The organism is Lentzea guizhouensis, assembly GCF_001701025.1.
GTDB classification, from domain to species: Bacteria; Actinomycetota; Actinomycetes; order Mycobacteriales; family Pseudonocardiaceae; genus Lentzea; species Lentzea guizhouensis.
In genome coordinates this window covers 1,225,812-1,239,726 of sequence record NZ_CP016793.1, presented here as the reverse complement: position 1 = coordinate 1,239,726, position 13,915 = coordinate 1,225,812, and the positions used below count along the sequence as shown (strand labels likewise).

Genomic DNA, 13,915 nt, shown 5'->3' with positions numbered 1-13,915 from the left:
ACCGGCCCCTTCACTGGCCCTTGTACTTCGCGGCGACCTTCTCGGCGAGTCCCTGACCGTTGTCCAGCGCCTCGTCGACGCTCACCGCACCCGCGATCGCGGAGCTGATCTGCTGCGAGACCTGCGTGCCCAGGTCGGTGAACTCCGGGATGCCGACGAACTGGATGCCGGGGGCCGGGCGTTCCTGCACACCGGGGTTGAGCGGCTTCGCGCTCTTGATCGCGGCCTCGGCCATCGCGGAGAACGAGCCGGACGACTGCTTGTACTCGGGCCGCTGGTAGGTCGACGAACGCTTGCCGTCGGGCAGCTTCGACCAGCCGAGGTTCTTGCCGACGAGCTCCTCGTAGCCCTTGCCGGACGCCCAGGAGATGAACTTCCAGGCGTTCTCCTGCTTCTTCGACGCCTTCTGGATGCCGAACGCCCAGGTGTAGAGCCAGCCGGAGCTGTCGGTCTTCACGACCGGCGCCTGGGTGAAGCCGAGCTTGCCCTTGACCGGGGAGTCGTTCGCCTCCAGCAGACCGGCGGCGACCGTGGCGTCGTACCACATCGCGACCTTGCCCTGCGTCATGTTGTTCAGGCACTCGGCGAACCCGGCCTGCGGGGCGCCCGCCTCGCCGTGGTTGCGCACCAGGTCGACGTAGAACTTGGTGGCTTCCTTGAACTCCGGCGCGTTGACCTGCGCCTGCCAGTCCTTGGTGAACCACGTGCCGCCGAAGGTGTTCACGACGGTGGTGAGCGGTGCCATGACCTGGCCCCAGCCCGGCTGGCCGCGCAGGCAGATGCCGCGCACCTCGGGCGTGGCGACCTTCTGCGCCGCCTCGGCGACCTGCTGCCAGGTCGGCTTCTCCGGCAGCGTGACGCCCTTGGCCTCGAAGATGTCCTTGCGGTACATGAGGAACGACGACTCGCCGTAGAACGGCTGCGCGTACACCTTGCCGTCCGCGGCGGTGAGCGACTGCTTGATCGGCTCCAGGATGTCGGCCTGGTCGAACGCGCTGTCCTTGGCCACGAAGTCGTCCATCGGCGCCAGCCAGCCGTTCTTGGCGTACATCGGCGTCTCGTAGTTGGAGATCGTGGCGACGTCGTACTGACCGGCCTGGCTGGAGAAGTCCTGGCTGATCTTGTCGCGGACGTCGTTCTCGGGCAGCACGGTGAAGTTCACCTTGATGCCGGTGTCCTTGGTGAAGTTGTCCGCGGTGAGCTTCTGCAGGTCCTGCATCTGCGGGTTGTTCACCATCAGCACGTTCACGGAGTCGGTGCCACCGCCTCCACCACCTCCCGCGCCGGCGCAGGCGGAAGCTAGGAGCAACACAGCGGTGGCGGCGCCGAGTGTGCGGATCGACGACATCGTCGGTTCCTTTCGGGGGATGGTTCAGGGCGCGCTGAAGAAACCAGGCGTACCCAGTCGGGGGTTTGTCCCGGCGTCTGCGAGTACCACCAACTCCGAGTCGGTGGTACTCGCAGACGCCGTCAGGCTCTGACGACTTTGGGACCCAGCAGGGAGTACCGGTGGGCCTCGTGGGCGGTGAGACCCGAGTCGGTGACGATCGCTTCCATGTCGCCGACCTCGGCGAACCGGTTGAAGCTCGACACGCCGAACTTCGTGTGCACCCCGACGAAGACCTTCCGCCGGGAGACGCTGAGCGCTTTCGCCTTCACCGCGCCGACCACCGGGTCGGGCGTGGTGAGACCGTGCTCGCGGGAGATGCCGTTCGCCCCGATGTAGGCGAGGTCGATCACCATCTCGCCCAGCATCCGCAGCACCCAGTGGTCCACAGTGGCCAGTGTGTGACCGCGGACCCGGCCTCCCAGCAGGAGGACCACGCACGACGGGTGCTCCGACATCGCGGCGGCGGTCGGCAGCGACGCGGTGATGATGGTGAGCGGGTTGGTGGTCGGCAACGCCTCCGCGACGAGCTGCGGCGTGAAACCCTCGTCGATGAACACCGTCTCGGCGTCGTCGAGCCGTTCCGCGGCCGCCTTCGCGATGCGCCGCTTCTCCGGCACGTGCGACCCGGCGCGGAACCGCAGGCCCGTCTCGAAGCCCGCGCTCTCCACCGGAACGGCACCACCGTGCGTGCGCCGCACCAGACCGTGCTCGTCGAGCAACCTCAGATCACGTCTGACCGTCTCCGGCGCGACCTGGAGCTCCTGGGCCATCTCCACCACATCGACGCGGCCGTCGGCGCGGGCCCTGGCCAGGATGCGGCGCTTGCGGTCTTCAGCTCGCATGTCACCTGCCCACTCGGCTCTACGGGTGCCCGTTCGGGCTGTGCATAGATGAAACACCCCGTTAACGCTGTGGTCGGCACCACAACTGAGTGAGATCTTGCCCGATTTCAGCCCGTTTCACATGCCGAAAGCCGCGCCCACCTGGGACGCGGCTTTCGGGCATGCCCGTATTCAATGTCTGAATGGCCCGTTTCTAGCCCAACCAGGCCGCCGCGTCGGTCGGCAACTTGCCGTCGTTGTCTAGTGAGACGCTGGTCAACACAGGTGTACCAGGTAGATCGACGGCGTGCTCGGACAAGTTGACGACACAGGTGCGGCTTCCGCGCTTGAACGCCAGCACGTTCTCGCCCAGGTCGAGCCACTCCAGGTCGCCCTCGATGTCGCGCCGGTGCGCGAACACCTGCCGGTAGAGCTCCAGCATCGACTCGGGCTTGCCGGTCTGCGCGCTGACCGAGAACTCCTGCCAGTTCTCCGGCTGCGGCAACCAGCTCGGACCGTCCTGCGCCGACCAGGGCAGCGGCACCCGGCACCCGTCCCGGCCGCGGTCGGTGAAGCCGGAGCGGTGCCACACCGGGTCCTCGCGCAGCTCGTCCGGCAGGTCCTCGACCTCCCAGAGCCCGAGCTCCTCACCCTGGTAGACGTAGACCCCGCCGGGCAGCGCCGCGGTGAGCATGATGGCCGCACGGGCCCGTTTCGTGCCCAGCTCGAAGTCCGTGGGCGCCCCGTGCTGGCGGTCGGCGAACGAGAAACCGGTCTTCTCCCGGCCGTAGCGGGTCACGTGCCGGGTGACGTCGTGGTTGGACAGCACCCAGGTGGGCGGCGCGCCAACGGGTTCGTGCGCTGCGAGCGTGCTGTCGACGACCTTGCGCAGTTCGTCCGCGTTCCACGGGCAGCAGAGGAAGTCGAAGTTGAACGCGCTGTGCATCTCGTCGTTGCGCAGGTACCGCGCGAACCGCTCGGGGTCCGGCAGCCACATCTCCCCGACGAGGATCCGGTCGCCGTCGTACTCGTCCACGATCTTGCGCCAGTGCCGGTAGATCTCGTGCACGCCGTCCTGGTCGGAGTACGGCAGGTCCGCGTCCGGCCTGCTGAAGTCCTTCACCAGCCCGTCGGCCACGTCGATGCGGAACCCGTCGACACCGCGGTCGAGCCAGAACCGCAAGATGTCCTCGAACTCCTGGTGCACCACCGGGTTCTCCCAGTTGAAGTCCGGCTGCTCGGCGGCGTAGAGGTGCAGGTACCACCGGCCGTCTTGGAGCTTGCTCCACGCCGGCCCGCCGAACCGCGACTGCCAGTCGTTCGGCAGCTCCTCGGTGTCGCGAACGTGGAAGCGGTCCCACAACCCGTCCTTGAACCACGGGTGCTGGTCGCTGCAGTGGTTGGGAACGAGGTCGATGATGATCCGGATGCCGAGGTTGTGCGCGTCGGCTATGAGTTTCTCCGCGTCGGCCAGCGTGCCGAACACCGGCTCGATGTCGCGGTAGTCGGCCACGTCGTACCCGCCGTCGGCGAGCGGGCTCGGGTACCAGGGGTTGAGCCAGATCGCGTCGAACCCGAGCTCGGCGATGTGCTGGAGACGCTGCCTGAGGCCGGCCAGGTCGCCGACGCCGTCCCCGTTGCCGTCGGCGAAACTGCGGAGGTAGACCTGGTAGATGGATGCGTTGCGCCACCAGCTCATGCGCGGTGTCCTCTCTCGCTCCTGCGGGGCCGCTGTGAGGCTCCGCAGCGGCTTGCTAGTTCTGAGCGGTGTGCGGACAGGTGAAGCGGGCGTTCAAATACCGCTTCTACCCGAGCGAAACGCAGGCAGCAGAGCTGCTGCGCACGTTCGGATGTGTCCGCAAGGTGTACAACCTGGCGCTGCAGGCCCGCACGGAGGCCTGGAACCAGTCCCGGGAACGGGTCGGCTACGACACGACCTCGGCGATGTTGACAAGCTGGAAACGCACCGAAGAACTCGCGTTCTTGGGTGAAGTCTCGTCGGTTCCGCTGCAGCAGGCGTTGCGGCACCTGCACACGGCGTTTCTCAGGTTCGTGCCGCTCTTGTGTGAAGACCCGAGTGTGGTCAGGATGCCGGCGGTTGACTCCGCGGCGGGAATTGATGTGGGCCCCGATCATCTGCTCGTGCTCTCGTCCGGTGAGAAGATCGCCAACCCGAGGTGCACGAAGGCCGAACGGCATGCGCTCGGCTGTGGTTGCGGTGTCACCCATGACCGGGACATCAACGCCGCTCGCAACATCTTGGCCGCCGGGCTGGCGGCAACGGTCTGTGGAACCGGTGTAAGACCTCAACGGAGCACTCCGGGCGGGCGGTCGGTGATGAAGCAGAAAGACCTGCGGCGCGAGCTGTAGGAATCCCTTCGGTTTCCGGCGGGTGGAGGTCAACCCTTGATAGATCCTGCGGTGAGCCCCGCGAGGATGTGCCGCTGGAACGCCAGGAACAGCGCCACCATCGGCAGGCTCGCCAGCACCAGCCCGGCGAGCAGGAGGTTGATCGGTGTGTCGGGAGCGAAGCGCTGCAACGCGACGCTGAGCGTCTGCTTCGCCGGGTCGGGGAACACGAGCAGCGGCCAGATGAAGTCCTTCCAGGCCGCCACGACCGTGAAGATCGAGACGACGGCGAGGATGGGGCGGGAGATCGGCAGGACGATGCGGATCAGCGTCGTCCAGGTGCCGGCGCCGTCGATCCTGGCCGCCTCCAGCAGTTCTTCCGGGATCTGGTCGAAGAAGCGCTTGAGCAGGTAGACGTTCAGCGCGTTCGCGGCGGCAGGGAGCCAGATGCCGGCCGGGTTGTTGAGCAGGTCGAGGTCGGTCAGCGTGAGGTAGACCGGGACCAGCAAGGCCGTGGCGGGCAGCATCAGCGTGGCCAGCATCAGGCCGAGGACCACGTTTCCGAACAACGGTTTCAGCTTGGACAGCGCGTAGGCGGCCGGGACGATCACGGCCATCTGGACGGCCCACGCGCCGAACGCCACGACGATCGTGTTGAGGAAGAACTTGCCGAGGTCCATGTAGTTCCAGGCGTCGGCGTACGCACCCGGTTCCCAGGTCTGCGGCAGGATCGTCGGTGGTTGCTGAGCGAGCTCGGCCGGTGGTTTGAAGGCGCCGAGCAGCACCCAGAGCAGCGGCACGAGGAACGCGACCGTGAAGAGTACGAGGGTGGCGGTCAGCACCACCCAGTACGCCTTGCCGCCGGGCCTGGTGAGGGTCCTCACGCGTCCGCCCTCCTGGTGACCTTGAGGTAGAGGAAGGAGAAGACGCCGAGCACCGCGAACAGGATCAGGCTCAGCGCGCTGGCCGTGCCGAAGTCGTTGTAGACGAAGGCGTAGCGGTAGAGCAGCAGCAGGACCGTGACGGTCGAGTCCTCCGGGCCGCCGCCGGTCATGATGAACGGCTCGGTGAAGACCTGCATGGTCGCGACGACCTGCAGGAGCAGCAACATGAGGATCACGAACTTGGTCTGCGGGATGGTGACGTGCCAGACCTTCCGCGCGATCCCGGCGCCGTCCAGCTCCGCGGCTTCGTAGAGCTCACCCGGGATGGTCTGCAGGGCGGCGAGGTAGATCAGAGTGGCCGACCCCATGTTCGCCCACGTCGTGAGCAGGACGATGCTGATCAGCGCGGTGTTGCCGGAGTCGAGCCATTGGGACGTCGGTAGTCCGAGTTCTCTGAGCACCGAGTTGAACAGGCCGGGTCCCGGGTCGTAGAACCACTTCCACAGCAGGGCCGTGACGACCGGCGGGAGCATCACCGGCAGGTAGACCAAGAGGCGGAAGTAACCCTTGGCGTGCCGCAGTTCGTTGAGCACCACGGCGGTGAGGAACGGGACGCCGAAGCCGATCACGAGTGCGAGGACCGTGAACCAGGCCGTGTTGCGCCACGCCACCGCGAACAGCGGGTCGTCGAAGAGGCGTTGGAAGTTCTCCCAGCCGACCCACTCGGGGTCGGAGACGAAGTTGACCTGCTGGAAGCTCAGGACCACCCCGCGCACGATCGGGTACCAGGAGAACACCGCGAAGACGACGAGCGCGAGGCTGAGGAAGCCGTACGCGGTGACGTGGCGCCGCACTTACTTCACCTGCGCCAGAACGGCGTTGACCTTGGTCTCCGCGTCCTTGAGCAGTTGTGCGTGGTCGGCGTCCCTGTTGGTCAGCGTCGCCTGCACGACGTTGTCGAGGATCGCGTAGACCTGTTGTGCCTGAGGCGGTTCGAGGCTGCCCTTGGTCTTCTCGCTGCCGTCCACATAGGCCTTGAAGTTCTCGACCGGCATGGTGGCGTACTTGGCCTTGAGGTCTTCCTGCTTCTTGCGCGGGTGACCGGTCCAGATGTCGGCGATCGGCGGGATCGGCAGGCCGACGGGCTGGCCGCGGTCCCTGTACTTCTGCAGGTTGCCTTCGAGGCGGTCCGGGTTGAGGTACTTCCACTGGATCCACTTGAGACCGGCCTTGATCTTCTCCGGCGTGGCCTTCGGGTGGATCATGTAACCCTCGCCGCCGAGCAGCGTGCCCTGCTGGCCCGGGATGGCGGCGAGCCCGTAGTCGTCGTACTTGCCCTTGAACTGGTTGACGATCGCGGCGACGTTGTCGGGTGCGGCCAGGTACATGCCGAGCTGGCCCGCGCCCATCATGTTCTGCACGTCACCGATCTCCAGGAGCTGCTTCTCGCCCATGGAGCCGTCGTCCCAGCGCATCTCCTTGAGCCTGCGCAGGACTTCCTTGCCCTTGTCGTTGTTGAAGTCGGCCTTGAAGGTGTCGCCGTCCTTGCGCGCGATGTCACCGCCGACGGACTTCATCCACGTGGTGAAGTGCCAGCCGCCCTGGTTGCTCTTGCTGTACTCGGCGAACCCGGTGACGCCCGCGTCCTTGAGCTTCTTGGCGGCTGCACGCACCTCGTCCCACGTCTGCGGCGGCTTGTTCGGGTCGAGGCCGGCCTTGGTGAAGTTGATGCGGCTGTAGAGCAGGCCCATCGTGTAGTTCGCGGTGGGCAGCCCGTAGACCTTGCCGTCCACGGTGAAGACGTCCTTGAGCTCCTGCTTGAGGTCGCCGTAATGCGGCACGTCCTTGACGTAGTCCGTGATGTCGGCGGCCTGCTTGCGCGCGATGAGCGACGCCGGATCCGTGAAGTAGACGTAGAAGACGTCCTCGAGCTGCCCGCCGGCGAGCTTGGCGGAGAACGTCTTCGGGTCCATGAACCCCTCGTGCGGCACGAGGTCGATGTTCTCGTTCTGCTTCTCGAACTCCGCGACGTCCTCGTCGAACACCTTGCGGTCGAACGCCTGCGTTTGCGGCGGCTGGCCGTTGATGTTGATCACGACCTTGCCGCCGCTGTCGGCCGTGGTACCGCTCCCACAGCCGGCAACGAGCACGCAGCCCAACAGCACGGCAGCGGACTTCTTCATGGTGGGGCCGCCCTTCTCGCGAGCGCGTCGATGTGACGGCGACCCTAAGTCCCCGTTACATCTGAACGCAATATCCAGACGAAAACTCGCAAGAAATCGACTTGTGTTACCTGGCCGGTGCCGTGGAGGCCCTCACCACCAGCTCCGGCTCGAACAGCAGCTCATCGGGCGCAACGGCGTTGCCGCTGATCTGGTTGGCCAGCAGCTCGACCGCCGCCCGCCCCATCGCCTCGATCGGCTGCCTGACCGTCGTCAGAGGCGGATCCGTGCAGGTCATGAACGCACTGTCGTCGTACCCGATGATCGACACGTCCTTGGGCACGTCCAGCCCAGCTCTGCGGACGGCCCTTATCGCGCCCAATGCCAGCGGGTCGCTCGCGCAGATGATCGCCGTGACGCCTCTCTGCACCAGCTTCGTCGCCGCCGCCTGCCCACCTTCAAGGCTGAACATGGCGTGCTCGACATCCGCCCCACCACACCGCTGGATCGTCTCCAGCTTCCGCTGGCTCGGCATGTGGTCCGGCGGCCCCAGCACCGCCCCGATCCGCTTGTGCCCCAGGGACGTGAGATGCCCGTACGCCTGCTCCACCGCCACCGCGTCATCGCAGCTGACCCGCGGGAACGCCAGGTCGGCTATGGCGGCGTTGACCAGCACCGCGGGCAGCTTCCTGGACATCATCTGCTGGTAGTGGCCGTGGCTTGCGTCCTTTTGCGCGTACAGCCCACCTGCGAAGACGATGCCACTGACATGCTGTTCGAGAAGCAGCTCCAGGTACTCCGCCTCGGTCACCCCACCGGCCGTCCTGGTGCACAGAACAGGCGTGAAGCCTCTCTGGGCGAGCGCGTTGCCGACCACGTCCGCGAACGCCGGGAAGATCGGGTTCTGCAGCTCCGGCAGCACCAACCCGACCAGCCTTGCCCGCTCACCCCTGAGCTGCGTCGGCCGCTCGTACCCGAGCACGTCCAGCGCGGTGAGGACGGCTGAGCGGGTGGCGTCCGACACGCCTGGCTTGCCGTTCAACACCCGGCTGACGGTGGCCTCACTGACCCCGACCTTGGCCGCGACCTCGGCCAGCCTTCGTTGCGTCATGGCGCAAGTCTACGCAAATTCTTACGCTCGTTTGCACGCCGCGCTCACCCACCTGGCGGTGATGGGTTCGGCCGGTGACTAACCTGAATGGTCACTTGCAGGTGCAGGGAGACGTGATGCCAACCGAACCTGTTCCGATCACTCCTGAACCCGCTGGGCCTGAGCGCCCCTGCTGGCCGACGCCGGCGTCCGATCGCCCATGTCGGCCATCATCCCCGGTGCTGGAAGTTGACTGGTTCCGCCAGATACCCAACGGCGGTGGCACCGTCTACCGGCGCGCTTGAGCACCCATGCGGTCACGTGCACTGATCTACTTCGGCAGCCTGCTCGCGACGATCGCATTGATCAACACGCCGGTACCGCGAGTGGTGGTTTCGGCGGTGCTCAACCCCGACGCGGGAGATGCAGTAGCGCGCAGTCTGGGCTCGATCACGAAGGATCTTGTCCTCGTCCTGCTCATTTCGATCTACTTCGAGTGGGTTCGCACCAGGGAGCAGACCGAGCTGCTGCGAGGCGTGGACCGCAAGCTCGACGCCCTGAAATCAACGACAGCACCTGCCACGAGGCAGCTTGTGCTCGACTCGACATCGCCGGAAGAGCTCATCACGACCGCCCTCGATCGACACATTCCTCATGTGAGCGACAAGTCGTCCCTGGTGTCGTTGGTTCTCTCACTGCGGCCTGCTCACCACGATGTCTCCGTGGCCTTGCGGGTCGAACGAGTGGAGGGGACGACAGTTCACGTCAGCTTCCGGTACGAGTTGACGATGCCTCGTGGGCCGCTGCTGGCTGCGGTGACCTCATCGCCCACCCACTCGATAGCGCTGTCCGACGCGTGTCCAGAGCTCTTCGACGTCTCCACTCTTGCCAGCACGGCATCGTTTGAGGAAGACGCGAAAGCGTTCGGCAACAAGCTGGAATGCTACGTCGAGCCACGTCGCGGAGGGACTCGGAAGGTTGATTTCCGCAGGGTCCCGGCGACCATGGTGCGCAAGTACATTTCGCTTCCGGTCGGCTTGACGCACGCCGACCTGATGTTGTTCGCCGCGGACCTCAGTCAGGAAGACACCGAGTTCGTCAGGGTTCGGCAGTACTCGCACTTCTCTCAGGATCTCGCAGTGCCTGGAGTGTGGTGGTACGCCGATCGGCCGATGTTCGTCAGGAGCCTCACGATGGACATCCGGGAACTGGTCCGGGAGCGGGGCAAGAAGGTGCACATGCAGGTCTTCCTCGGCAGCGTCGACTCGCTGGTGCTCGATGCGGACGAGGGTTACCTCTCGTTGAAGCTGGACAGATGGGTCGTGCAGGGGCAAGGCGTGATCGCGAACTGGTGACCCGTCACCTCAACGCCTCCCGCCACAACAGCGCCACCCCGTGCCCCGGCAGCAACCACGACCGCACGTCCAGCTCTTTCAGCTCCCCGGCCTGCAACCACTGCGCCGAAGCCGTCGCCGACCGGAACGTGAACGGCATGATGCGGAACTCGTGCGGTGGCGACTGGTCGACCGCGAGTCCCGTCGCGTCGAAGCTGATCTTGTCCACGAAGGACGGGTACGGGGACTGCCAGTAGCAGAAGCCGTCGTTGGTGCGCTGCAGAGTTCGCGACCAGACGGTGAGGCCGCAGATCGCGCGCACCACGTGGTCGTCGGCGATGCCGGAGAGGTCGCACTCGAAGATCCGCAGGTCGCTCATGTGGTTCATCGGGCTGAGCTTGGGCAGCGGGCCCATCGACTCGCGGAAGAACGTCAGGTAGTTGGCCCACTCGCTGAACTTCACCTCGAGCGGCGGGATCTGGCTGGGCTCTGCGGAGCGGCGCTGGCCCTCGTGGTCGAGGTAGTCGATGGCGATCTGGGTGGAGTGGCGCAGGTCGTCGACCGAGTCGAGGAACAGTGACGAGTCGGGGATGAAGTAGAGCTCGAAGAGGGGGTAGCGGCAGGCGGCGCTGATCGTGTCGCGGAGCAGGGCGTTGGAGGTGGCGAAGATGACGAAGCGGTCGACCGGGACGCTGGTGCGGAACTGGTACCGCTGCGTTGTCATCAGGTGGTAGGTCTTGGTGTCGATGCCTTGCAGCTCCAGCTTCACGGTGGTGCCGGTGCTGATCGTGAGGTCGTCGCCGCGCGGTTTCATGCCGCTGCCGCCGAGCACCCCGGCGATCACGTCGTCGTTGGCCACGTTCGGGCCGTAGATGGAGGCCAGGAACGTGCGCAGGACCTCGGACGGCAGCAGGTGTTCGAGGAACACCGGGCCCGCGAGGCGGCCGACCTCGGCGACCAGGCGTTGGTGCCAGAAGAGCTCGTAGGCGCCGAGCAGGAAGCCGGCCAGGGCGGGCAGGGGCCACAGGACGACCAGGACGTCGTGCAGCACGGAGCGGGTGGCCGGTTGCCAGAGCAGCACGACGGTGAGGTCGAGCGCGCCCAGCAGGATCAGGAAAAGAGCGAGGGCCAGCGCCTGTTTGTGCCTGCGCGCCACCGCCACCTGGTCGCCGCCCCCTCACTCCGCCAGCTCGTCCATACATGGTGGGAGTGATGGGGCAGCAGCGCCAGAGCCGTTCGGTCGATGCCGTACTAGCGGCGGCGGTCCCACATCGGCTCGTCGTGCACGCCGACGTAGGTGCTGAGTGAAGCGCGGGGCTTGGTGTCGTCGCCGGTGAGGTCGTCGTACAACCCGAGCAGGTGCGTGGTCATCGCGCTCTTCGCACCCACCTCGTCGTGACGGCGGAGGAACCAGATGATCTGCTCGTGCTCGTTCGCGGAACGGTTGTGCACCTCGCGGGAGGGGTGCGCGTGCCGCTTGCAGTCCTGCAGGCCGGGGACGAGCGCCTGGTACATCTGCTCCAGCAGTTCGTTGTGCGCCGCGCGGATCAGGGCCGAGTGGAACTCCTCGTCCGCCTCGATGACCTCCTGCACGTCCTCGACCTCAGCGCGCTGGTAACGCTGGTTGTGCTTGGCGAGCTCGTCCAGCTCACCGTCACCGGCCCTGACCGCGGCGAGCGACGCGGCCGTGGTCTCCAGCGCGAGGCGGACCTCGAGCAGGTCGGTGTGGTTGAACTGGCGCGCGGCGAGACGGCCTTCGAGGTGCTCCTCGACGGCGGCCAGGTCGGTGCGGCGGACGTACCAGCCGAGGCCGCGGCGGACCTCGACGATGCCCTGGAGCTGCAGTCGCTGCAGAGCTGTACGCAACGAGGACCGGGCGACATCCAGTTTGCGAGCCAGGTCCGGCTCAGTGGGGAGGCGGTCGCCCGCCTTGAGAGTGCCGCCGATGATCTGCTCCCGGAGCTTCTGCTCGATGAGCTCCGGCAGCGGCCGTCGCGAATCCGGCGAGAGCGCCCAGCTCTCGCCGAAATGGGAGTCGTCGGCGGGCATTGGCTCAGGGTAGGCCTCCTGCAGTCTGGTTGCAACTTGTCTGGCAACCTGGCGACCGTTGACAGACAACCTACAACTACGGAATTCTGTGGTGCAGGCGAGACACCTCGGACCGCCCACACCGAGGAGCACGGACTCGCCTAGTCGGGAGGGGAACGAGATGTCCGCAGGGAGTGCACTCGGAATCGCAGCAGCCGTCGCAGTCGCCGTCACCGCCATCGGATGGCGCACCGTGCTCACGATGGTCGCCGTCTCTGTCGTCGCGCTGGCCGTCGTCGGCTTCGTGAACGTCACCAGCATCATGTTCAGCTGATGAGCAGAACCCAGGTGCCCGGTCTGCGTACCCCGCAGGCCGGGCACCGCTCTTCGCGGGGGACGTCCAGGAGAAGTGCCGGGTGCTTTAGGGTTCGGACGGTGGCTATTGCTCACACGCTGCACGCACGCATCGCGCCCGCAGACGTGCTGGTCGACGAACGGCGCACGGTCTACCGGCTCGCGGCCGACCTGTTCGCACCAGGCACCGAGTTGTCGGACAACCTCGCCGACCACCCGATCGTCCGCTACGAGATCGGCCGCGCCCTCGCCGGCGCCGGCGAACTGGATCTCGCACGGATGCACGAGGTCGCCGGGCTGAGGGTGTGCGATGCCGGGATCGCGGTGGCCGCGGACCCGCGTTCCGGATTCCTGCTCGAAGCGCCGCTGCGGATCATCGCGCCGCCAGGGGTGGCCATCGAACCGCTGACCGAGGCCGACGGAGACCGGTTCTCGGCGGCGCTCCAGGTCGTGGCCGACGGGATCCGGTTGTTCCGCTCACTCGCGCCCGTCACCGCCGACGACCTCCTCGCCCACGTGTCGATGCTCGCGGTGCTCAAGCGGGAGACCTCCGGTGGCGTCGTGTCGGCTTCGTCCCGGTATGTGCCGGGAATCGTGCTGATCGACGAACCCTCGCTGCCCATCGAGGTCGCTGAGGCGCTCGTGCACGAAGGCGCGCACGAGAAGTTCTTCGACCTGGCCATCACCCACGAGTTCCTGGACGCACGAGCCGAGGACGTCGAGTTCTTCGAGACTTCGTGGTCACACGCGCGCTGGCCGTTGGAGCAAACGTTCGCCGCGTGGCACGCGTACAGCTGCCTCGCCCAGTTCGCCCAGGCCTGCGCCGGGGTCGAGCTCGGTCCGGACTCGTTGCTGCCCAAGGCGCAGGAGCGAGCGGCGGAGATCGGCGCCTGGCTGCTGGCTCACGAACATGAGCTGCGTCCGGACGCGCGATGGCTGTTGCGTGCGCTCGCCGGGGAGACCGTCGCACCGTCCGCTGTGGAGGGTGACGCTGCGGAGATCGAGGTCGACTTCCACTTCCGCCTGCACCCGGACGTTCGGTGGCGGCGGACCGAGTCCGGGCGCATGGTGGTGGGGCGGGTCGGCCAGTGGCCGGAGATCTTCTGGCTCGACGCCGACGCAGGCTGGGTGGTGGGCCAGTTGCCGGCGGACGGAAGTCCCATCGGGGTCGGGGGCTTGACGACGGGAGCGATCGGGAGATGGACGGCGGTCACGGACGACCCGGGACGGCGCTTGGAGGTCGCGCTGGCCTCGTTGCTGACGAACTCGATCGTCGAACGGGTGTCCTGATCGGACCAGGTGTGCCGGTGGTGACCGGGGTGCGGCGGTCGGTCGTGCCCGTCGACTGGTTTTGGCGGATGCCGAACGGCGGCACGGTGTACCGCAGGTCGAGGTAGCCCGGCGTCCGTTCGGATGACATGCGGTAGCGGGCGACCGCCGACTGCGGGACCTGGTCGACCAGATCATCGGAGCAGGTAATGCCGTGCCGGCAACACCATCGGG

General features: G+C 66.6%; 13 protein-coding genes. 4 read left to right on the top strand and 9 right to left on the bottom strand.

The features are described 5' to 3' along the window. Positions 1-10: 10 nt before the first annotated feature. The 3 genes from BBK82_RS06330 to BBK82_RS06320 all read right to left on the bottom strand — a co-directional run bounded on the left by BBK82_RS06330 (position 11) and on the right by BBK82_RS06320 (position 3,910). Positions 11-1,348 (bottom strand): ABC transporter substrate-binding protein, encoded by a 1,338-nt coding sequence (locus tag BBK82_RS06330; protein ID WP_065914163.1) that lies wholly within the window; start codon positions 1,346-1,348, stop codon positions 11-13. 122 nt (positions 1,349-1,470) lie between these two features. After that, a complete protein-coding gene (locus BBK82_RS06325) occupies positions 1,471-2,232 on the bottom strand; it encodes a DeoR/GlpR family DNA-binding transcription regulator (RefSeq protein ID WP_065914162.1) in 762 nt (253 codons plus the stop codon). A 193-nt stretch (positions 2,233-2,425) separates the two neighbouring features. Next, entirely contained in the window at positions 2,426-3,910 is a 1,485-nt protein-coding gene (locus BBK82_RS06320) for a glycoside hydrolase family 13 protein (RefSeq protein ID WP_065914161.1), read from the bottom strand. A gap of 80 nt (positions 3,911-3,990) precedes the next feature. On the opposite strand from BBK82_RS06320, the gene BBK82_RS48675 reads away from it, so the two are divergent. Then, positions 3,991-4,581, top strand: coding sequence for a helix-turn-helix domain-containing protein (locus tag BBK82_RS48675; protein WP_065914160.1), 591 nt, complete (start codon positions 3,991-3,993; stop codon positions 4,579-4,581). Positions 4,582-4,610: 29 nt separating this feature from the next. Here BBK82_RS48675 and BBK82_RS06310 read toward each other — a convergent pair whose 3' ends face one another. The 4 genes from BBK82_RS06310 to BBK82_RS06295 all read right to left on the bottom strand — a co-directional run bounded on the left by BBK82_RS06310 (position 4,611) and on the right by BBK82_RS06295 (position 8,717). After that, positions 4,611-5,444, bottom strand: a complete 834-nt coding sequence (locus tag BBK82_RS06310; protein ID WP_065914159.1) for a carbohydrate ABC transporter permease — start codon at positions 5,442-5,444, stop codon at positions 4,611-4,613. Next, positions 5,441-6,298: a carbohydrate ABC transporter permease gene (locus BBK82_RS06305; protein ID WP_065914158.1), complete on the bottom strand. Its 858-nt coding sequence runs from the start codon at positions 6,296-6,298 to the stop codon at positions 5,441-5,443. Before BBK82_RS06305 ends, BBK82_RS06310 begins: the two co-directional genes overlap by 4 nt. Next, on the bottom strand, positions 6,299-7,627 hold the full coding sequence (locus tag BBK82_RS06300) for an ABC transporter substrate-binding protein (protein ID WP_065914157.1): 1,329 nt from the start codon (positions 7,625-7,627) through the stop codon (positions 6,299-6,301). A 106-nt stretch (positions 7,628-7,733) separates the two neighbouring features. Next, a complete protein-coding gene (locus BBK82_RS06295; protein ID WP_065914156.1) occupies positions 7,734-8,717 on the bottom strand; it encodes a LacI family DNA-binding transcriptional regulator in 984 nt (327 codons plus the stop codon). Between the two features lie 290 nt (positions 8,718-9,007). On the opposite strand from BBK82_RS06295, the gene BBK82_RS06290 reads away from it, so the two are divergent. Continuing rightward, a complete protein-coding gene (locus BBK82_RS06290) occupies positions 9,008-10,051 on the top strand; it encodes a hypothetical protein (RefSeq protein WP_065914155.1) in 1,044 nt (347 codons plus the stop codon). Between the two features lie 4 nt (positions 10,052-10,055). On the opposite strand, the gene BBK82_RS06285 is transcribed toward BBK82_RS06290, so the two are convergent. Together BBK82_RS06285 and BBK82_RS06280 are read right to left on the bottom strand one after the other, a co-directional pair. Next, the gene (locus tag BBK82_RS06285) at positions 10,056-11,186 is read right to left on the bottom strand and encodes a hypothetical protein (protein WP_237048048.1); all 1,131 of its coding nucleotides are present in this window, start codon (positions 11,184-11,186) and stop codon (positions 10,056-10,058) included. A gap of 95 nt (positions 11,187-11,281) precedes the next feature. Then, a complete protein-coding gene (locus BBK82_RS06280; RefSeq protein ID WP_065914154.1) occupies positions 11,282-12,079 on the bottom strand; it encodes a FadR/GntR family transcriptional regulator in 798 nt (265 codons plus the stop codon). Positions 12,080-12,239: 160 nt separating this feature from the next. Between BBK82_RS06280 and BBK82_RS51460 the strand changes: the two genes are divergently transcribed. Next, the gene (locus BBK82_RS51460) at positions 12,240-12,392 is read left to right on the top strand and encodes a hypothetical protein (RefSeq protein WP_170067875.1); all 153 of its coding nucleotides are present in this window, start codon (positions 12,240-12,242) and stop codon (positions 12,390-12,392) included. Between the two features lie 101 nt (positions 12,393-12,493). Then, entirely contained in the window at positions 12,494-13,702 is a 1,209-nt protein-coding gene (locus tag BBK82_RS06275) for an aKG-HExxH-type peptide beta-hydroxylase (RefSeq protein WP_170067874.1), read from the top strand. Positions 13,703-13,915 lie beyond the last annotated feature (213 nt).